Below are 18,148 nucleotides of genomic sequence, written 5' to 3'. Positions count from 1 at the left end.
CTCAGTGTCCAACGTGGCCTCAGCGAGACAGTACCGACTCGACGCAATTCTTGATGATCTCCAGGCCTTGCTCCACCTCGGCGTCCGTGGTGGTCAGAGCGGGCAGGAGCTTCACGACCTCGCCGTCGGGACCGGAGGTCTCCATGAGCAGACCACGGTCGAACGCCGCCGCGCAGACCTTGCCGGCCACCTCGCCGCTGGGGAACTCGAGCCCCCTGGCCAGGCCGCGACCCTTCGCGACCAGGTTGGCGTCCGGGTGGGCCTCGACGAGCTCGTTGAACACGGCGCCGACGCGCTCGCCCTTGGCCTTGGTCGACTTCTCCAGCTCGTCGTCACGCCAGTAGGTGCGCAGCGCCTCGGTGGCGGTGACGAAGGCCGGGTTGATGCCACGGAACGTGCCGTTGTGCTCACCGGGCGACCACACGTCGAGGTCGGGCCGGACCAGCGTGATCGCCAGCGGGAGGCCGTAACCACCGATGGACTTCGAGAGGCAGATCATGTCCGGCTCGATGCCGGCTTCCTCGAAGCTGAAGAACGGGCCGGTGCGGCCGCAGCCCATCTGGACGTCGTCGAGGATAAGCAGGATGTTGTGCCGCTTGCACAGCTCGGCGAGGCCCTGTAGCCACTCGATGCGGGCCGCGTTGATGCCACCCTCACCCTGGACCGACTCGACGATCACGGCGGCGGGCTCGTTCAGCCCACTGCCGGAGTCCTCGAGCAGACGCTCGAAGTACAGGAAGTCGGGGTAGGCGCCGTCGAAGTACTTGTCGTACGGCATCGGGGTGGCGTGCACGAGCGGGATGCCCGCGCCACCGCGCTTCATCGAGTTACCGGTCACCGAGAGCGCGCCCAGCGTCATGCCGTGGAACGCGTTGGTGAAGTTGATGACCGATTCCTTGCCCGTCACCTTGCGGGCGAGCTTCAACGCGGCTTCCACCGCGTTGGCGCCGCCGGGCCCCGGGAAGATGACCTTATAGTCCATCTCGCGAGGCTTCAGGATCACGTCGTTCAGGGTCTCGAGAAAGTCACGCTTCGCGACCGTGTACATGTCGAGCGCGTGCGTGACGCCATCGCGCGAAATGTAGTCGATCAGCGCTTTCTTCAGCACCGGGTTGTTGTGCCCGTAGTTGAGCGCGCCGGCACCGGCGAAGAAGTCAAGGTACGCTTTGCCATCCTCCGCGTAGAGCCAACTGCCTTGCGCTCGATCGAACACAGTGGGCCAGCCACGGCTGTAGCTGCGCACCTCGGATTCGAGCGTTTCGAAGATGCTCACCTTGCTTCGTCTCCTGCATTATCGGGCGAAAACAAATGTTGGGTTTTCGCTTTCTATCGCCCAGTCTGGTTCTAGGCTTTCCCGAGCGGACCGATTCGAAACAGGTCCTCAGGTTCGTGCTCGTCGGGAAAATCGTTCGCCGCGAACAACGCGGTCCGCTCGAGCGGCGCGTCCCACCTCTTGGCGAACGACTCGAACAACCGGATGGACGCGTCATTGTCGGGCGTGATCGTGGTGTCCAGGTACCGCACTCCGTCGGCGACAAGACGCTCGAACAGCCCGTCCAGCAACTTGCCAGCCAGACCGCGGCCGCGCTGGGCGTCATCGACCGCAACTTGCCACACTAACGCGGTATCGGGCGCATCGGGCCTGCGATACCCGATGACAAACCCCACAGTATTTTCGCCAACCCTGGCGACAACAGAAGTCTCAGCGAAATCTCGGCACCACAACAAGTAGGTGTACGACGAGTTGAGGTCGAGCTTTTGTGAATCTCGCGCTATTCGCCAGAGAGCCGCACCATCAGCCCTCGACGGCTTTTCGATCACAACGTCGCCCGCCGATTGATTATCGCCGTTGGCACGGTTTGAGTGCTTTCCGGACATATTCAAGCAACGTAACAGAGTGCGTTACGGCGCTCAGCCCGAGGTCCGCGCGGTCACGCGCCGACCTGCAACAACGCCGAAACACCTGTGACAATGCCGACAGAAACGTACCGATCAATGGGCGGCATGTGCTAGGTGCGCAGAACTGTCGACCGCTGTGCTCCCAACGGCTCTCGTCCAGCACGGTAGTGGCAGAGTCCGCCACACGCGAGGGGTCAGAGAACGGCGACTCTCCGTCACCGGGTGTTCCGTCCCGATTTCACTGAAAGTCGGTGGTGCGCAAATTCCCGGCTTCAGTATCGCCGGGTTCCGGTTCCCCACCGAAAGGCATTCTCGTGGACCAACGCCTGCGCAGGCTCGGCGTCCCACTCGCCGTCGCGGTGCTCGCCACCGCGGCCGTCACCACGGCGACGCTCATTCCCGAACGTGCCGAACCGTCCGGCACCGTCGCCTCGGCCGCGCCCGGCGAGCACAGCAGGGCCGTGATCGCGGCACACCGCGGCTCGCCCGGCCTCGCGCCCGAGGAGACCCCCGCTTCCTACCGGCAGGCGCTGACCGAGGGCGCCGACGTGCTCGAGGGCGACGTGCAACTCACCGCCGACGGTGAGCTCGTGCTCGTCCACGACGACACACTCGAGCGCACCACCGACGTCGAGACCGTGTTCCCGGAGCGGGCACAGGGCCTGGTCGGCGACTTCACGCTCGCCGAGATCAAGCAGCTCGACGCGGGCTCGTGGTTCGACGAGCGGTTCGCGGGCCAGCGGGTGCCGACCGTGCGGGAGCTGCTGGAGATCAACCGCGGCAGGGCGGGTCTGACGCTCGAGCTGAAGGCGCCGCAGAACAGCCCGGGTGTCGGAGCGAAACTCGCGCACGAACTGCACGCGGCTGGGCTCGCCGACGGAGCCGTATTGCGTTCCGGTGCCTACCGGGTCAAGGTCCACTCGCGCGACGAGGCCGCACTGCGGGAGTTCCACGAGGTCGCGCCCAAGGTGCAGCTCGCGGTGCTGACCGGCGGCGAGATGCTCGACGACGCGACGCTCGACCGGCTCGCGGGCTGGACGGTGGGAGTGTTCTCCCACCCGCGCGTCACCACCGCGGCCGACGTCGACAGGGCGCACGCACGCGGCCTGAAGGTCATCAGCGACCCGGTGGACAGCCCCGAGCAGATCGAGATGGCCCTGCACCAGCGCTACGACTGGGTGGTCACCAACTACCCGGAGACCGCCAAGCGGGTGCGCGCGGGCAAGGACCCGTTCCCCGGCGCGGGTGCGGTCGTGGTGGACCACGTGTTCCCCAACCCGAGCGGCGACGACATGCAGCCGGAGACCGGCGAGCACGTCACCCTGCGCAACACCACGAGCAGGCCGGTGAACGTCGGCGGGCACACCGTTCGCGACGCGGCGAGCAACCTGCTGCGCATCGGCGAGGGCTACGTCATCCAGCCGGGCAGCCTGCTGCGCGTGTACCCGGGACCGGGCACGAACCGCCCGGACGCGTACTACAACGACCTCACGGTCGGCTTCCTCAACAACACCGGTGGCGACACCGTGACGTTCTACTCGGAGCGGGGACGGGCGCTCGACGCCCACTCCTACATCGTGCCGTGACCAGCCGAGGTGCGACGTGCCATCCTGTTTCCATGGCTGGCACGTTGCACCTCACCGGTGACCCCGATGCGGACAAGCTGCTGTCCGACGACCCGTTCGCACTGCTCACCGGCATGCTGCTGGACCAGCAGATCGCGATGGAGGTCGCCTTCTCGGGGCCGAAGAAGATCGCGGAGCGGATGGGCGGGTTCAGCGTCACCACGATCGCGCAGACCGACCTCGAGGAGTTCGTCGAACTGTGCGTGACCAAGCCGGCGATCCACCGCTACGGCGGGTCGATGGCACGGCGGGTGCACGCGCTCGCGCAGGACATCGTGGACAACTACGGCGGCCGGACCGAGGCCATCTGGACCGAGGGCGACCCCGATGGCAAGCAGGTGCTCAAGCGGCTCAAGGCACTGCCCGGCTACGGCGACCAGAAGGCGCGGATCTTCCTCGCCCTGCTCGGCAAGCAGCGGGGCGTCGCACCCGCGGGCTGGCGGGAGGCCGCGGGTGCCTACGGCGAGGAGGGCTCTCGCCGCTCGATCGCCGACGTCACCAGCGCGGAATCGCTCGCCGAGGTGCGCTCGTTCAAGAAGGCGGCCAAGGCAGCAGCGAAGAGCACCGGTTAGTCGACCGCGCCCGCCAGTGCGAACCGGGTTCGGTACGCGCTCGGGCTGAGCCCGGTGCGTCTGCGTAGCTGCGCGCGCAGGTTCGAGGCGGTACCGAGCCCGCTGCGAAACGCCACGACGTCGAGCCGCTGCTCGCCGCGTTCGATGAGCCTGCACGCCATCGCCACCCGTTCCGCGGTGAGCCAGCCGAGCGGGGTCGTGCCCAGCTCGGAGCGGAACCGCCGGTGCAGCGTCGCCTCGCTCACCGCCGCCCGCGTCGCCAGGTCGGCCACGGTGAGTGGCCGGTCCAGCCGTTCCTGCGCCCAGGCCAGCACGGGCCCCAGCGACGAGTCGGCCACCGCGGGCAGCGGTCGCTCGACGAACTGCCGCTGACCTCCGTCCCGATGCGCCGCGAACACCAGCCGCCTGCTCACGGCGTTCGCCACCTCGGCGCCGTGGTCCTCTCGGATCACGTGCAGCCCAAGGTCCAGTGCGGCCGCGCTGCCCGCCGCGGTGAGCACGTCGCCGTCGTCGACGAAGAGCACGTCGGGTTGGAGGCGCACCGCCGGGTACCTGCGCGCAAACGTGTGCGCCCACTGCCAGTGCGTGGTGGCCCTGCGCCCGTCGAGCACGCCGGCCGCCGCGAGCGTGAACGCCCCGGTACAGAAGCTCAGCAGCCGCGCGCCACGAGCGGCGGCGGCGCGAACGGCATCGAGCACCTCGGGCGCGGGATCCACCTCGGGATCGGGCCGGTTGGGCACCAGGACCGTGTCCGCGGATTCCACCACGTCGAGGCCCGCCACGTCCGAGAGCGTGAACATGCCCGCGTGCATCCGAACGGCGGGCCGTGCCGCGCAGAGAGTGAAGTCGTACCACGGGCAATCCAGCTCCGGTCTGCGCAAGCCGAACAGCTCGGTCGCGACGCCGAACTCGAACGGGTTCGAGCCGTCGTCGACGATCGCCACCACCCGATGCGGCTGCGAGGAATCACGCGACATATGCGATTCCTAGCACCCCGTGGAGGCCGCGCGAAAGTCACGATGGACCCGTGACCCGAGAACCCATCCTCCTGGCCCACGCACTGTCGACCTTCGACCAGCGCTGGAGCCCGCGCATCGTGACCCAGGTGAACGACTACGACGTGCGCGTCGCCAAGGTCGAGGGCGAGCACGTGTGGCACGCCCACGACGACACCGACGAGTTCTTCCTCGTCCTCGACGGCGAACTGACGATCGCGCTGCGCGAGCAGGAAGGCGAGCGCTCCGTCGTCCTGTCCACGGGAGCCGTCTTCGTGGTGCCGCGCGGAACCGAGCACAAACCCTCGTCGAAGGACGGCGCCTCGATCATGCTGTTCGAGCCCACCGGCACGTCGACCGTCGGCGACCGGCACGAGGACGTGCCCGACCACGTGGACGCCACCACGGGTCACGCGCTCGAGCCGTAGGTCAGCGCAGCAGGATTCCCCGCACGAACGCCGCCTGCCCGGCGTGCTGCATGTCGTCGTCCATGACACTGATCAGCCGCACGCCCAGCGTCACCGGCGGGTCCCAGGCCTCGTCGACGACGACGTCCAGGTCCGCGTCGCTGATGCCGCCGACGTAGTCGACGGTCTGCTCGTACACGGCGTCGTGGTAGTCGGTGAGCAGCCGGGGCGAGGCGACCCGGACCTTCGCGACATCGGAACTCGAGTGCCCATAACCGATGTCGCCCGCGGGGAACGGCAGCCCGAACCGGTCGGCCCAGCCCCCGGCGGTCCACACCTGGTCGAGCCCGGCGACGCCCGCGACGTGGTCGTCCTGCACCCGCGTCAGGTGCCAGACGAGCCAGGCGATCGAGTTGGCGTCCTTGTCGACCCGATGGGCCAGCTGGTCGGGGTTCAATCCAGTGACAGCGGCGTGCACCTCCTCCTGAATGCGACCGAAACCGTCCTTCAGCAGCTCCACACTTCCCATGCCTCGATTGTGTTTGATGGCGCCGGTTCCTGCCGCACACTGCGAGTCATGCTGTCCGGCGGATCCCGAGCGGTCACTCAACCCCTTGCGGACGAAAACTGGCCGGAATTCGACATAGCGTGGTCGCACCGACAACGAGAGGGAGTAGTGACCATGGATTTCAAGCTCGAGCTGGTGGCTGTTCCGGTGTCTGATGTGGACAAGGCCAAGGCTTTCTACGTCGAGCGGGCGGGTTTCAACGCCGACCACGACCACGTCGTCAGCGACGAGATCCGGTTCGTGCAACTGACTCCGCCCGGCTCGGCCTGCTCAATCGCCATCGGCACAGGGATTTCGCGGATGCGGCCGGGTTCGGTGGAGGGTTTGCAGGTGGTGGTCTCCGACATCGAGGCCGCGCGCGAGGAGCTCGCGGGCCGCGGCGTGGAGGTCAGCGAAGTCCAGGACTTTCCGTGGGGACGGTTCGTGTACTTCTCCGACCCCGACGGCAACTCCTGGGCAGTGCAGCAGATCCCACCGCGCCCCTGACCTGTCCGGCCCGGAGCGGACGACCCGAGCGATTCCCCTGTCGCGCGGGCCTTCCGCCCGTCCCGCGGTTTTGCCGTTCCGCCGGAGTGCCCGACGGAACTATCGCACGCTGGGCCGGGGAAACAGTTCGACGAAGCGCCTCGCCGCGTCGCCGTCCCCCTCGACCCTGGCTTCCCCCTTTCGCTGCGCGTCGGTGAGTTTCCGGCCGCCGAACACCACCGACCGCAAGGTGGCCGAGCCCGCCTCGATGACGGCGTCCGGCTCGTCGGCGGCCCCTCGCTCCATCGTGAGATCACCGTCGGCGACCTCGGCGTGGAACATGTCCTCGCCGAGCCGCAGCTCGACTCCGGCGCGCAGGCCAGCGGCCGCCTGCACGTCGAACGTGGTGCGCAGGGCGAGTACCAGCGCGTCGGCACTCAGCTCCTCCTCCGACGTGAGCGGAGTACGGCTACCCCAGCGGGCCAGGGCGAGCAGGACGGGCTCGAGCTCCCGCCCCCGTTCGGTGAGCTCGTAGGCCTGCGCGCTGACCGGCGGCCCCAGCTTGCGGCGCCGCACGATCCCGGATTCCTCCAGCTCGCGCAGCCGCGTGGACAGCACGTTCTGACTGGCGTGCGGCAGCCCCGACCGGATGTCGGTGAACCGCTTCGGGCCGTGCAGCAGCTCGCGGACCACCAGCAGGGCCCACCGTTCCCCGATGAGGTTGAGAGCTCTCGCGACCCCGCACGGGTCGTCGTAGGTGCGTTTGCCGGACATGATCCAAGTCTACACTTCACAACCAGGACTTGTCAGTGCTAATTTAGGACCATCGACCCGAGGAGGCATCATGACCGCACCGTTCACACCGAAGGCAGGGCCCGAGACAGGACCGAGGACAGAATCGCTGCCCCAGGGCGATGTCGACCTGCTCAGGACCCACGTCGCGCAGCGATTGTTGCGGTCGACGGAGCTGGCGCGCCTCGCGTACACGGCACGAGACGGAACGCCGCGCGTGTTACCGATGCTGTTCCACTGGAACGGCATCGAGTTGGTGGTGGCCACGTTCGCGGGCGCCCACAAGATCACGGCACTGCGCGAGCGGCCGGCCGTGGCGATCACCATCGACACGGCCGGCATCCCACCGGAGGTCCTGTTGCTCCGGGGCGCGGCCGAGGTGACCGATGTGGACGGAGTCGCTGAGGAGTACGTGCTGGCGCAACGGCGCTACTACGGCGAGGAACAGGCGGCCGCGACGCTGGCCGATCTCGGACCAGGCACCAGGATGGCCCGCATCGCAGTGCGCCCGACCTGGGTCGGAGTGCTGGACTTCGTCAACCGTGTCCCCGGTGCGCTGGCGGTTGCGTCATGACCACGACATTCGTGCTGCTACCCGGCGCCGGATCCGACTCGTGGTACTGGCATCTCGTCGCGCCGCGGCTGCGCAGCGAGGGGTACGACGTGCTGACTCCCGATCTGCCGTGGACCGATGCCGGCGCCGGACTAGCCGAGTACACCGATGTGGTCGTGGACGCGATCGGGGAGCGCAGCGGGGTCGTGCTCGTGGCGCAGTCGATGTCGGGATTCGTCGCCCCGATGGTGTGTGAGCGGGTTCCGGTCGAACTGATGATCCTGGTCGCCGCGATGACGCCGAAGTCGGGAGAGTCGCCGGGCGAATGGTGGGCGGCCACGGGCCAGGAGCAGGCACAGCGCGAGAAGGCGGATCGCGAGGGCCGCGCGGTGGAGTTCGACGTGCGCGAGATGTTCTTCCACGACGTACCCGACGAGGTCACCGAGCAGGCCTTCGAGCGCGGCGAACACAACCCGTCGGACACCCCGTTCCAGAAGCCGTGGCCGCTGGCCGCGTGGCCGGACGTGCCGACCCGGTTCCTGCTCTGCCGCGACGATCGGCTGTTCCCGGCGGAGTTCCAGCGGCGCGTGGTCGAGCAACGGCTGGGGATCGTGCCCGACGAGATGGAGGGAGGACACCTGCCCGCGCTCGCGCGACCCGAGGAGCTGACGGAGAAGCTGCTGGCCTACGTGCGCTCAAGCTGAGCGGCCACCGTCGCGCCGATGGCGGCGACGGGGCTGCACCGGCCGGTCGGAGGGCCGTGGTGCTGGACCGGCCGGGAGGCGTGCGACTACGAGGTCAGATGCAGCACGAGCTGCACCTGCAACTCGCCACACGCGGCTCCGAGCAGCGCACCGGTGAGGATGAGGATCCACTCGTCCTGCTGGAATGCAGGGCGCAACAGGCCCTCGAACTCGTCGGCATCGAGCTGCTTCATCTTGGTCACCAGCGTGTTGCGGATGTCCATCGCGTCTTCGGCGTAGTCCTCGATGTAGTGCAGCGTCTCCGGCAGCCTGGCCATGATCTGCTCGGCGATGCGCACCTTCATCTCCTGGTAGCGCCTGCTGCCGACGGCCATCACCACGAGCGGCTTGGCGAAGCTCGCCTGCTTCGCCAGTTCCTCGTCCACCTGACGCTGGATCAGCGTCACGACCTTGTCCGAGAACGGGCCGCGCAGCACGGCCTCGATCACGTTGTGGGGGGTGATGATCTCCTTCGCGATGAGCGCGGCATAGGCCTCGGAGACCTCGGCGCGCCGCTTCAGGAAAAGACCCTGCCACTCGAACAGGCCGAGGTAGCGGGTCGGCTGCTTCGGACGGAAGATCATCTTCAGCGCGAGCCAGTCGGTGAACCAGCCGATGAACAGACCGAACAGCGGCATGATCAGCGGGATCCGGAACACCAGCCACACGACCATCTGCACGATGCCGATGAGGCCGCCGAAGAGCAGCCCGGAGCGGGCGATGAACCGGAACTCCTTGTGTCCCGCCTCCTGGAAGATCCGGTTGAGCAGCTCCTTGTCCTTGACCAGGCTCGTGACGACCATGCCCTTGAGGTCGAACACGGAGTCGACGTCGTCCTTGATCGCCTCCATCACCGCGGCGACCATCTTGGGCGCCTCGGCCTGGACCCGCTTCACGACGAGCCTGCGCACACCGTCGGGCAGCGCCTCCCACAGACCGGGCTGGTACTCGGCGGCGATGTCGGTGACGATCTCCTCGGCCGCCGCTAGCAGCGGCCGTTCGATCTCCTTCGCGATGCGCTCGGGATCGAGGCGCTCGATGACCTCGCGGGGCGAGACGAGCTGCTGGGTCATCGTGTCGCACGCGATGCTCGCCATGCGCGCCGCTCGTTTGGGAACGATGCCCTGCCAGCCGACGACGGGCTTGTGCCGGAACTTGAGTCCCACGAAGTTCAGGGGCCGGAACATCATCCGGATCGCGACCAGCTTGGTGACGTAGCCGATCAGCGCGGCGACCAGCGGAATGGAGCAGTAGACGGGCCAGTACCGCAGGAAGTCGTCAGCGATTCCCCGCAGGTACTCGTCCATCACCCACCACCGTCACGGTCATCAATGTGGGTGACCATGATCACACGGCCGCCCGCCGGGCGCACGCGAGTCAGCCCGGCGCGCAGGCCTGCCAGAAGCTGACGCCGAGCGGTGAGATCCGCACCGTGCGCCGCACGATCCTGGCGCGCTTGACCATCTCCTCGGCGGCCCTGACGGTGTCGTCGGTCAGCAGGATCTCGTACTGCGTGCTCAGCGCGGGCGCCTCCTCGTCGATCTCGGCGAGCCCGAGCCCGATGAGGCGGGTGACGTAGGCGGGCACGTGGTCGAGCAGCGACACCCCGGCCTGCTTGCCGACGGTCGAGGCGTTGCGGAGCACGAACCGGCCGGTGCCGAGGCCGGCGCGCTCGGCGACGTCGACGAGCGGGAAGGGCGAGCCGTCGGAGAGCGCGGCCAGGATCCGGGCCTCGTCCGGGGTCAGCTGACGCAGGATGGTGGCGTAGAGATAGTCGCGAGACCGGTCGCGGTCCAGCCCGGTGGAGCGGTTCAGCAGCTCGGCCATGGCCACGCGCAGGGGATCGTCCTGCTGGATGACGGTGATCGCGCCGGGCCTGACGTCGGCGTCTCCGTTGGCGGTGTGCCGTGCGGGAGCCTGGTTCAGCGTGGCGAGGTAGGGATCTCCGGTGCTCTCGAGACGTCTGCGCAGTTCACCGAGGGCCCGCTGCTCGAGTGTGCGGAGGCTGCGTTCGGCACTGTCGGCTCCGGGCAGGCGCTTGCCCAGCGAGTAGCCCGTGCGCGCGGCCCAGCCTGCGATCCGCCCGGCGCGCTGCACCAAGTCTTCCGAGTCCACGTCGGTGATGTTACTGCCCCGTACTACGAACGGCGGCCGCGCTCGCCGTCGAGGAAACCCCAGTTTCGAAGTGCACCCTGAATGAAGTCCGCGCCGATCCGGTTCGCTTCGTCGGCGTTCCCTCGAACACGCTCCGGCGTCGATTTTTCGGGGACCGGTGTTTCGACCACCCGATCGCGTTCTGCGCGCGGGTGTTTCCAATACTCACCGCAACCATGCGGGCAGGGCATTTCGATCGTACGGACCAATCCCGGGTTTCCCTGCGGCTGCTGCCACGACAACGTCCCGGTTCCCCGGCAGAGCGGACAGCCTTCACGACCTGGGGACTTGCCCGAGTCCTCCGCAGTTGCCACAGGGATCCTTTCGGTTGGGTGCGAGCCCGGAGCCGTGACACCGCGGGCAGTCGACCATGTCACCGAAGTTCATCGTGTACCTTCCCCCGCGCCATTGAAAGAGTAATCAGCATAGTTCGCGAAAAATCAGGCACCCCGATTCGACTATTGGCGACTACGCCATTCGACCCAGCAATTCGGACATTCGCGTCCCACGAAAACGCAAATGGATCATGAACTGTGGGTTAGCCCGAACGCGGTGAAGGGCACCTTTCCTGCGTTCAACGCACGGAAGGTGCCCTTCACCGCGGCTGGGGGCGGGGCGGGTCAGGGTTCGGTCAGCCAGGCCTTCGCCGCCTGCAGCCCGGGCAGGGTGATCTGGTGGCCGCCGTGGTGCCAGTGCTCCGTCACCTCGGCGTCGCGCTCGCGCAGCACCTCCACGAGCTCTTCACTGGACGCCAGCGGGGCCATCGGGTCGCGCCTGCCATTGGACAGGTAGACCCGCGAACCGCCGAGGTTGTGCGAGGGCGGGTCCGGCACCGGCAGCATCGCCGCGAACAATACCGCCTCGGTGAGCACATCGGGCCGCAGCAGGGTCACGGCCGCCGCGATGTTGGCGCCGTTGGAGAACCCGGCGGCGACGAGCCTGCGGTCGGTGAGCCCGTACTTCTCCCTTGCGGCGAGCACGAACTCCGCGAGCTGCTCGGCCCGCACCCGCACGTCCTCGACGTCGAACACGCCCTCCGCCAGCCTGCGGAACCAGCGTGCCGCCCCGTTCTCCGAGACGGGACCGGCCGGCGCGAGCATCGGCGACGAGGGGCTCAGCTCCTTGCCGAGGGTGAGGATGTCCTCGGGACTGCTGCCCGTGCCGTGCAGCAGCAACAGCACCGGCGCGTGCTGCTCACCTTCGACGAATCGGTGGTCGAGCGACAGGCCGCTCATGCCCGCACCGGGTTGTTCTCGGAGGGCAGGTCGAGCTTCGGCAGCATCGCCTCGATCTGCTCGCGGTCGGGCTCGAGCCACGGCGGCAGCTTGAGCGCACGGCCGAGCTCCAGCAGCGGCTCGTCGATCGAGAAGCCCGGCTGGTCGGTGGCGATCTCCAGCAGGGTGCCGCCCGGCTCGCGGAAGTAGATCGAGCGGAAGTACTGGCGGTCGAGGATGGACGTGACGCCGACGCCGCGGTCGACGAGCTCCTCGCGCCACGCCACCTGGGTGCCCTCGTCCGGCGCCCGCCACGCCACGTGGTGCACGGTGCCCGCGGCGACGAGTCCCCTCGGGGCGTCCGGCGTCACCAGCACGTCCACGGTCGCGCCAGGGCCACCCTCGCCCGCACTGAACCGGAAGCGGTTGCTGTCCTGTTCGGCGAACGACAGCCCGAGGTCCTCGGTGAGGGTGCCCGCGGTGGCGTCCTCGCGCGTCACGGACATGGTCACGGAGTGCAGGCCGCGGATGGCGTGCTCGCCGGGCACCAGCGCGGTGTCCCACGGGTCGCGCGGGTCGCCCTGCTGGTGGGCGACGAGCGCGAGCACGAGGCCGTCGGGGTCACGGAAGGTGAGCACCTCCTCCGCGTCGCGGCTGACGATGTCGCCGGTCGTGACACCCGATGCCTCGAGGTGCTTCTTCCACCACCCCAGCGAACGCTCCGGAACGGAGAACGAGGTGGTGGTGGCCTGGCCGGTGCCGAGGCGCCCGCTCGGTGCGTCCTTCCACGGGAAGAAGGTGAGCAGCGAGCCTGGTTTGCCGGACTCGTCGCCGTAGTAGAGGTGGTAGGTGCCAGGGTCGTCGAAGTTGACCGTGGTCTTCACGAGCCGCAACCCCAGCGTTCGCAGGTAGAAGTCGGCGTTGCGCTGCGGGTCCCCTCCAATGGCGGTGACGTGGTGCAAGCCGCTGGTCTGGAACGACATGGCTTCCCTCCTTGGGAGCGGATTCTTCCAAGCTAGACCCGATAACCTCTCGCTCGCAAGATATATTTCCAGAAGACAACTGCGCTACACTCGGCGCGTGCCGACCGAACCCGACGACGACGAGATCGTGACCTGGTGGGGCCTCGTGATCGAGGGCTACCTGGCGACGCAGGACCGGCTGATGGGCGAGATCGCCGACCGCTTCGACCTCGCGCCCGCCTCGTTCGACATCCTGCTGCGGCTCGTCCGCTCCCCCGAGAACCGCATGCCGATGACCCGGCTCGCCAAGGAAGCGGCGCTGTCCAGCGGCGGGTTCACCAAGGTCGCCGACCGGCTCGCCGCCGCCGATCTCATCCACCGGGTGCCCAGCTCCGCCGACCGGCGCGTCACCTACGCCTGCCTGACCGAGCACGGCGCCGACGTGGCCGAGCAGGCCCGCAAGGCGTGCGCGGACATCCTGCGCAGAACCGTGCTCGAGCCGCTGGGTCCGCAGGCCTCCGAGTCGCTCGCCGAGGCCATGCGCACCCTGCGCGAAGCCAACGCCCCGACGTGAAAAACCGGGCCGCCGCGGCCCCCGGATCGAGCGGAGCATGGCCGGTGAGGAGGCCACCATGCTCACCCGATCGATGATCACCACCCTGCTGCCGGTGACCGACGTGGAGCGCGCCAGCCGGTTCTACGCCGAGTCGCTCGGCCTCGAGCGCACGGGCGCGAGCCCCGACGGCTCGGTCTACTTCAACGCGGGCGCGGGCGACGTGCTCGCCCTGCGGCCGATGCCCGAGGGCACACAGAGCGAGCACACCGCGCTCAGCTTCGAGGTCGACGACCTGCCCGCCGAGATCAAGGAGCTGGAGGGGCACGGCGTCGAGTTCACCGACATCGACAGCGACGAGCTGCGCACCGTCGACCACATCGCCACCCTCGGAGACGAGCGAGCCGCCTGGTTCCACGACTCCGAGGGCAACGTGCTGTGCCTGCACGAGGTCACGAACTGACGCCCACCTCGTCGCGTTCCAGCTTCACCTCGGGCAACGCGCGCGAGAGCCTGCGCGGCAGCCACCACGCCCGCTCGCCGAACAGCCGCATCACCGCGGGCACGATCAGGCAGCGGATCACGAACGCGTCGAGCAGTACCGCCACGGCCAGGCCGAGACCGAACTGCTGGAGCATCCGGTCGGGACTGAGCACGAACGCGCCGAAGACCACGATCATGATCGCCGCCGCGGCCGTGATGACCCCGCCGGTGGCGGCAAGGCCCTCGCGCACGGCGTGTCCGGCGTCGCGCGTGCGGCGCCACTCCTCGTGCATGCGCGCCACGAGGAACACCTCGTAGTCCATCGAGAGCCCGAAGACGATCGCGAAGATCATCACGGGCACGAACGCTTCGATGGGTCCCGGCTGCACGCCGAACAGGCCCTGCCCGAACACGAGCGTGATGACACCGAGGCTCGCGCCGATGCTGAGCAGGTTCAGCACCGCGGCCTTGAGCGGGATGAGCACCGAACGGAACACCGCGGCCAGCAGCAGTGCCGACAGGCCCACCACGACGAGGATGAACAGCGGTAGCCGGTCGCTGACGGCCGCGGCGAAGTCGTCGGCGGCGGCCACCGATCCTCCGACGAGCAACGTCGCGCCGGTGCGTTCGGCAACGCCGGGCAGGACGTCGGCCCGCAGCCGTTCGACGAGTTCGTGCGTGGCCGCGTCCTGTGGCGCGCTGTCGGGGAAGACGACAACCGTCGACACCTCGGGAGACAGCGACTGCGGCGGGGTCGCGCTCGCGACGCCGGGGGTCCGCTCGAGCACGGCCGCGGCCTCCTCCGCCGCCGCCGCTCCGCCCTCGGCCACAACGATCAACGGGCCGTTGACTCCGGCTCCGAAGCCCTCGGCGAGCAGGTCGTAGGCCTGCCTGCTGGTCGAGCCCTGCGGGTCGTTGCCCGCATCGGCGAACCCGAGCCGCAGGTCCAGCGCGGGCAGCGACAGCGCGCCGAGCGCGGCGAGCGAGACGACCAGCGGGACGACCGGCCGCCGCTGCACCGCGCTCGCGAGCGAGCGCCAGCGCCTGCCCTGCTCGCGACGGCTTGCCCTCGCGACGATCCTGCGTTCGATGCGACGCCCGAAGACGCTGAGCAGCGCGGGCAGCAGCGTGATCGAGGCGATCATCGTGACCAGCACCGTCAGTGCGACCGCGAACGCGACTCCGCGCAGGGAGCCGAGGCCCAGAGCGAGCAGACCGAGCAGCGCGATGATCACGGTGCAGCCCGCGAAGAGCACCGAACGGCCCGCTGTGTCGAGCGCGACCCTGGCGGCCTGCTGCCGGTCGCGGCCCGCGAGCAGCTCACCTCTGAACCGGGAGAAGATCAGCAGCGCGTAGTCGATGCCGACGCCGATTCCGACGAGCATCATCAGCGGCGGCGCGTAGGAGGGCATGTCGACCAGCCACGAGACCAGCCCGATCACGCCGATCGTGCTGCCGACGGCGAGCACAGCGGTGAGCACGGGAACCGCCGCGGCGAGCAGCGAGCCGAACATCAGGACCAGGATCACCAGCGCGGCGAGGATTCCGGCGCCCTCCGCGGCCCCGCCACCGCCTTCCTCCGCCTCGCGCACCGGGTCGCCGCCGAACGCGACGTCGAGCCCGTCACCCGCGGCCGACTCTCCGGCGCCGACGAGCGCGCGCACGTCCTCGGCCGGAGTGTCCGCGTCGAGCGCCACGGTGGCGTAGGCGATGGTGCCGTCGGCCGAGACCGCGCCGGGCGTCGCGAACGGGCTCTGCACCCCCGCGATGTGAGGCAGCGCTGCGACCTCGCGCAGCAACGCCTCGACTCGGTCCCGCTGTTGCGCGACGCCGTCGTCGTGAGCGAGCACCAGCTGCACGGTCTCGCCCTGCTCGGCGGGGGCTTCGCGCTCGAAGGTCTCGATCACCTGCTGCGACTCGGTTCCCGGCAGCGAGTGGTCGTCGCGATAGTCGGCGCCGAGCGCCTGCGAGGTCACGGTGATCGCGGCCAGTACCGCGATCCACAGTCCCAGCGCGAGCCAGTGCCGCCGCTGGGCCCAGGCGGCGAGCCGGGTGAGCCGGCTGCCGGACAACGTTGGTGTGTTCATGCTGCGCAGCGTGCGCGGCTGTCCTGCCGCGGCGCGTCCGGCGCGGGTACCGAAGCGGAGTACCACCGAGGTCGTCCCCTGCGGGACATCCCGTACTACCGGGGTCGACCGTCCGAGGACAACCAGCCGGGCGTCACCATCGCCGACTCGTAGGCCAGCACCACCAGCTGCGCGCGGTCGCGCACCGCCAGCTTGGTCATGATGCGGCTGACGTGCGTCTTCGCCGTGGCGGGCGAGAGGACGAGGCGCGCGGCGATCTCGTCGTTGGACAGTCCCGCGGCGACGAGCGCGGTCACCTCGCGTTCGCGTTCGGTCAGCGCGTTGAGCCGCGGGCTCGGTTCCGGCCGCGACACCCGGCCCGCGAACTCCGCGATGAGCCTGCGGGTCACCGTGGGCGCCAGCAGCGCGTCGCCCCTGGCGACCACGCGCACGGCGTGGGCCAGCTCCGCGGGCTCGGTGTCCTTGACCAGGAAGCCGCTCGCGCCCGCGCGGAGCGCGCCGTAGACGTACTCGTCGACGTCGTAGGTGGTGAGGATGACGACCCTGATGCCGGCGAGGCGTTCGTCGGCGGCGATCCGGCGGGTGGCCTCGAGCCCGTCACTGCCGGGCATCTGGACGTCCATGAGCACCACGTCGGGCCGGTGCTCGCGAGTGAGCCGCACGGCCTGCTCGCCGTCGGCGGCCTCGGCGACCACGGAGATGTCGTCCTCACCGTCCAGGATGGAGCGAAATCCCGCGCGCACGAGGGTCTGGTCGTCGGCAAGCAGTACGCGGATCATCCGAGTGCTCCCGCCGGGAGCCGTGCGCTCACCCGGTATCCGCCGCCCGCGCGGCCCCCGGCGCTGAGGTCGCCGCCGAGCAGCCGCACGCGCTCGCTCATACCCCTGATCCCGTGGCCGGGGTCGGCCGTGCCGCCCCTGCCGTCGTCGATCACCTCCACGCGCAGCTCCCTGCGCGCGTAGTGGATGCGCACGGTCGCGGTACTGGCGTCGGCGTGCCTGCGGACGTTGGTCAGTGCCTCCTGCACCAGCCGGTACGCCGTGAGGTCGAGTTCGGGTGGCAGCTCGGTGCGTTCGCCGTCCACCTCGATCGTCACGGTGAGCCCGGTGGCGCGGGCCTGCTCCACCAGGGTGTCCACAGTGGCCAGTCCGGGCGGGGCGGGCCGATCGCCGCGCAGCACGCCCAGCGTCGAGCGCAGCTCGCCGAGCGTGTCCCTGCTGGATTGCTTGATCACCGTCAGCGCCCGCAGCGACGTCTGCTCGTCCGGCCGGTGCAGTGCGGCGCCCGCCTGCACGGTGATGAGCGAGAGGTGGTGGCCGAGCGTGTCGTGCAGTTCCCTCGCGATGCGCAGCCGCTCCTCGGTGGCCGCGCGCCGCTCCGCCTCGTGCAGGTAGGCGACGTGCGTGCGGCGAGCGCGGCCGAGCGCGATGCTCGCGACGAGCCAGCCCGCGAGCATCGCCAGTCCCGCGTCGCCGACGTGCCGGACGGGGGTGGCGAACTCACCGTAGGCGGTGGCCGCCAGCGCGGTCCCGCCGAGCACGACGGCCGCCCGCAGGTGACCCTGTGCCGCGACGGTGTAGAGCGCGACCACGAACGTGAGCAGGATCGGACCGTCTGGCTCCACGGTCGCGTAGTGCACGGCAGAGGCCGCCAGCGTCACCGCCGCGACCGCCACCGGGTGGCGCCGGCGCACGGCCAGAGCCGCGCAGCCCGCGAGCAGCGGCGCCAGCTCCAGCGGGGTGATCGAGGCGCCGTGCAGGCGCGCGTTCGCGAGCGTTGCGCCGACGACGAGCACGGCGAACCCGAGCGCGAGACCGGCGTCGCGCGCCCGCGAGGACAGGGCGATCGGCATGGCCTGACCTTGGCAGAGCCCGCGACCGGCGACATCCGGGAAAGACCCCGCCGTTGCCCCTAGGGGTCGGTCAGGGGTCGGCTAGGGGTCGGCTAGGTGTGATGTCCAGGGACGTTGTTCGGGGTTGGGTTGATGTCGGCTTGTCGTTGAGACAGGCGAAGGCCTCTGGTTGTGAAGTGGAGCTGTCGAGGAACCGCTTCACGAACCGGAGGCCTTCGTGTCCC

Annotated in this window: 20 protein-coding genes; 8 read left to right on the top strand and 12 right to left on the bottom strand. The window is 69.2% G+C overall.

Annotated features, from left to right (window positions below):
* Positions 1-19 precede the first annotated feature (19 nt).
* Together ectB and ectA are read right to left on the bottom strand one after the other, a co-directional pair.
* On the bottom strand, positions 20-1,273 hold the full coding sequence (gene ectB, locus JHE00_RS13330; protein WP_200318383.1) for a diaminobutyrate--2-oxoglutarate transaminase: 1,254 nt from the start codon (positions 1,271-1,273) through the stop codon (positions 20-22).
* Positions 1,274-1,344: 71 nt separating this feature from the next.
* The gene (gene ectA / locus JHE00_RS13325) at positions 1,345-1,878 is read right to left on the bottom strand and encodes a diaminobutyrate acetyltransferase (RefSeq protein ID WP_200318382.1); all 534 of its coding nucleotides are present in this window, start codon (positions 1,876-1,878) and stop codon (positions 1,345-1,347) included.
* 335 nt (positions 1,879-2,213) lie between these two features.
* Here ectA and JHE00_RS13320 point away from each other — a divergent pair, with 335 nt between their 5' ends.
* Positions 2,214-3,485: a glycerophosphodiester phosphodiesterase family protein gene (locus JHE00_RS13320; protein WP_200318381.1), complete on the top strand. Its 1,272-nt coding sequence runs from the start codon at positions 2,214-2,216 to the stop codon at positions 3,483-3,485.
* Between the two features lie 32 nt (positions 3,486-3,517).
* The gene (locus tag JHE00_RS13315; protein WP_200318380.1) at positions 3,518-4,096 is read left to right on the top strand and encodes an HhH-GPD-type base excision DNA repair protein; all 579 of its coding nucleotides are present in this window, start codon (positions 3,518-3,520) and stop codon (positions 4,094-4,096) included.
* Here JHE00_RS13315 and JHE00_RS13310 read toward each other — a convergent pair.
* Complete coding sequence (locus tag JHE00_RS13310) at positions 4,093-5,073, bottom strand: helix-turn-helix domain-containing protein (RefSeq protein ID WP_200318379.1); 981 nt, start codon at positions 5,071-5,073, stop codon at positions 4,093-4,095. The two genes, JHE00_RS13315 and JHE00_RS13310, sit on opposite strands and share 4 nt — an antisense overlap.
* Before the next feature lie 50 nt (positions 5,074-5,123).
* Between JHE00_RS13310 and JHE00_RS13305 the strand changes: the two genes are divergently transcribed.
* A complete protein-coding gene (locus JHE00_RS13305; RefSeq protein WP_200318378.1) occupies positions 5,124-5,519 on the top strand; it encodes a cupin domain-containing protein in 396 nt (131 codons plus the stop codon).
* A 1-nt stretch (position 5,520) separates the two neighbouring features.
* Here the strand turns inward: JHE00_RS13305 and JHE00_RS13300 are convergent, their stop codons facing one another.
* Entirely contained in the window at positions 5,521-6,027 is a 507-nt protein-coding gene (locus tag JHE00_RS13300; RefSeq protein ID WP_200318377.1) for a mycothiol transferase, read from the bottom strand.
* A 48-nt stretch (positions 6,028-6,075) separates the two neighbouring features.
* Between JHE00_RS13300 and JHE00_RS13295 the strand changes: the two genes are divergently transcribed.
* On the top strand, positions 6,076-6,552 hold the full coding sequence (locus JHE00_RS13295; RefSeq protein ID WP_307831929.1) for a glyoxalase superfamily protein: 477 nt from the start codon (positions 6,076-6,078) through the stop codon (positions 6,550-6,552).
* A gap of 99 nt (positions 6,553-6,651) precedes the next feature.
* On the opposite strand, the gene JHE00_RS13290 is transcribed toward JHE00_RS13295, so the two are convergent.
* Complete coding sequence (locus tag JHE00_RS13290; RefSeq protein WP_200318376.1) at positions 6,652-7,305, bottom strand: winged helix-turn-helix transcriptional regulator; 654 nt, start codon at positions 7,303-7,305, stop codon at positions 6,652-6,654.
* Between the two features lie 70 nt (positions 7,306-7,375).
* On the opposite strand from JHE00_RS13290, the gene JHE00_RS13285 reads away from it, so the two are divergent.
* Together JHE00_RS13285 and JHE00_RS13280 are read left to right on the top strand one after the other, a co-directional pair.
* Positions 7,376-7,897: a pyridoxamine 5'-phosphate oxidase family protein gene (locus tag JHE00_RS13285; protein ID WP_200318375.1), complete on the top strand. Its 522-nt coding sequence runs from the start codon at positions 7,376-7,378 to the stop codon at positions 7,895-7,897.
* Positions 7,894-8,580 carry an alpha/beta fold hydrolase gene (locus tag JHE00_RS13280; RefSeq protein ID WP_200318374.1) on the top strand — a complete coding sequence of 229 codons (687 nt, stop codon included), beginning with the start codon at positions 7,894-7,896 and terminating at the stop codon, positions 8,578-8,580. Before JHE00_RS13285 ends, JHE00_RS13280 begins: the two co-directional genes overlap by 4 nt.
* 86 nt (positions 8,581-8,666) lie before the next feature.
* Here the strand turns inward: JHE00_RS13280 and JHE00_RS13275 are convergent, their stop codons facing one another.
* From JHE00_RS13275 to JHE00_RS13260, 4 genes are all read right to left on the bottom strand, one after another.
* Entirely contained in the window at positions 8,667-9,926 is a 1,260-nt protein-coding gene (locus JHE00_RS13275) for a DUF445 family protein (RefSeq protein ID WP_200318373.1), read from the bottom strand.
* A 70-nt stretch (positions 9,927-9,996) separates the two neighbouring features.
* A complete protein-coding gene (locus tag JHE00_RS13270) occupies positions 9,997-10,734 on the bottom strand; it encodes an Abi-alpha family protein (RefSeq protein ID WP_307831928.1) in 738 nt (245 codons plus the stop codon).
* Between the two features lie 659 nt (positions 10,735-11,393).
* The gene (locus JHE00_RS13265; protein WP_200318372.1) at positions 11,394-12,008 is read right to left on the bottom strand and encodes an alpha/beta hydrolase; all 615 of its coding nucleotides are present in this window, start codon (positions 12,006-12,008) and stop codon (positions 11,394-11,396) included.
* Complete coding sequence (locus JHE00_RS13260) at positions 12,005-12,970, bottom strand: ring-cleaving dioxygenase (protein ID WP_200318371.1); 966 nt, start codon at positions 12,968-12,970, stop codon at positions 12,005-12,007. The genes JHE00_RS13265 and JHE00_RS13260 overlap by 4 nt, the downstream gene beginning before the upstream one ends.
* A 97-nt stretch (positions 12,971-13,067) precedes the next feature.
* On the opposite strand from JHE00_RS13260, the gene JHE00_RS13255 reads away from it, so the two are divergent.
* Positions 13,068-13,523 carry a MarR family winged helix-turn-helix transcriptional regulator gene (locus JHE00_RS13255; RefSeq protein WP_307831927.1) on the top strand — a complete coding sequence of 152 codons (456 nt, stop codon included), beginning with the start codon at positions 13,068-13,070 and terminating at the stop codon, positions 13,521-13,523.
* Positions 13,524-13,581: 58 nt separating this feature from the next.
* Positions 13,582-13,965 (top strand): VOC family protein, encoded by a 384-nt coding sequence (locus JHE00_RS13250; protein ID WP_200318370.1) that lies wholly within the window; start codon positions 13,582-13,584, stop codon positions 13,963-13,965.
* Here the strand turns inward: JHE00_RS13250 and JHE00_RS13245 are convergent.
* The 3 genes from JHE00_RS13245 to JHE00_RS13235 all read right to left on the bottom strand — a co-directional run bounded on the left by JHE00_RS13245 (position 13,955) and on the right by JHE00_RS13235 (position 17,924).
* A complete protein-coding gene (locus JHE00_RS13245; RefSeq protein ID WP_200318369.1) occupies positions 13,955-16,072 on the bottom strand; it encodes an MMPL family transporter in 2,118 nt (705 codons plus the stop codon). The two genes, JHE00_RS13250 and JHE00_RS13245, sit on opposite strands and share 11 nt — an antisense overlap.
* 95 nt (positions 16,073-16,167) lie before the next feature.
* Positions 16,168-16,851 (bottom strand): response regulator, encoded by a 684-nt coding sequence (locus tag JHE00_RS13240; RefSeq protein ID WP_200318368.1) that lies wholly within the window; start codon positions 16,849-16,851, stop codon positions 16,168-16,170.
* Positions 16,848-17,924 (bottom strand): sensor histidine kinase, encoded by a 1,077-nt coding sequence (locus JHE00_RS13235; protein ID WP_200318367.1) that lies wholly within the window; start codon positions 17,922-17,924, stop codon positions 16,848-16,850. The genes JHE00_RS13240 and JHE00_RS13235 overlap by 4 nt, the downstream gene beginning before the upstream one ends.
* Positions 17,925-18,148 lie beyond the last annotated feature (224 nt).

The sequence above is a fragment of the Prauserella cavernicola genome (assembly GCF_016595675.1).
Classification (GTDB): domain Bacteria; phylum Actinomycetota; class Actinomycetes; order Mycobacteriales; family Pseudonocardiaceae; genus Prauserella_A; species Prauserella_A cavernicola.
Note: the sequence above shows the minus strand (reverse complement) of the source record. Positions and strands in the feature narration are given on the sequence as shown.

What these genes read in the sequence shown, in the direction of transcription:
- ectA (WP_200318382.1), bottom strand. Translation starts at nt 1,878, where the DNA reads ATGTCCGGAAAGCACTCAAACCGTGCCAACGGCGATAATCAATCGGCG.
- JHE00_RS13315 (WP_200318380.1), top strand. Translation starts at nt 3,518, where the DNA reads ATGGCTGGCACGTTGCACCTCACCGGTGACCCCGATGCGGACAAGCTG.
- JHE00_RS13310 (WP_200318379.1), bottom strand. Translation starts at nt 5,073, where the DNA reads ATGTCGCGTGATTCCTCGCAGCCGCATCGGGTGGTGGCGATCGTCGAC.
- JHE00_RS13300 (WP_200318377.1), bottom strand. Translation starts at nt 6,027, where the DNA reads ATGGGAAGTGTGGAGCTGCTGAAGGACGGTTTCGGTCGCATTCAGGAG.
- JHE00_RS13295 (WP_307831929.1), top strand. Translation starts at nt 6,076, where the DNA reads ATGCTGTCCGGCGGATCCCGAGCGGTCACTCAACCCCTTGCGGACGAA.
- JHE00_RS13290 (WP_200318376.1), bottom strand. Translation starts at nt 7,305, where the DNA reads ATGTCCGGCAAACGCACCTACGACGACCCGTGCGGGGTCGCGAGAGCT.
- JHE00_RS13285 (WP_200318375.1), top strand. Translation starts at nt 7,376, where the DNA reads ATGACCGCACCGTTCACACCGAAGGCAGGGCCCGAGACAGGACCGAGG.
- JHE00_RS13280 (WP_200318374.1), top strand. Translation starts at nt 7,894, where the DNA reads ATGACCACGACATTCGTGCTGCTACCCGGCGCCGGATCCGACTCGTGG.
- JHE00_RS13275 (WP_200318373.1), bottom strand. Translation starts at nt 9,926, where the DNA reads ATGGACGAGTACCTGCGGGGAATCGCTGACGACTTCCTGCGGTACTGG.
- JHE00_RS13265 (WP_200318372.1), bottom strand. Translation starts at nt 12,008, where the DNA reads ATGAGCGGCCTGTCGCTCGACCACCGATTCGTCGAAGGTGAGCAGCAC.
- JHE00_RS13260 (WP_200318371.1), bottom strand. Translation starts at nt 12,970, where the DNA reads ATGTCGTTCCAGACCAGCGGCTTGCACCACGTCACCGCCATTGGAGGG.
- JHE00_RS13250 (WP_200318370.1), top strand. Translation starts at nt 13,582, where the DNA reads ATGCTCACCCGATCGATGATCACCACCCTGCTGCCGGTGACCGACGTG.
- JHE00_RS13245 (WP_200318369.1), bottom strand. Translation starts at nt 16,072, where the DNA reads ATGAACACACCAACGTTGTCCGGCAGCCGGCTCACCCGGCTCGCCGCC.
- JHE00_RS13240 (WP_200318368.1), bottom strand. Translation starts at nt 16,851, where the DNA reads ATGATCCGCGTACTGCTTGCCGACGACCAGACCCTCGTGCGCGCGGGA.
- JHE00_RS13235 (WP_200318367.1), bottom strand. Translation starts at nt 17,924, where the DNA reads ATGCCGATCGCCCTGTCCTCGCGGGCGCGCGACGCCGGTCTCGCGCTC.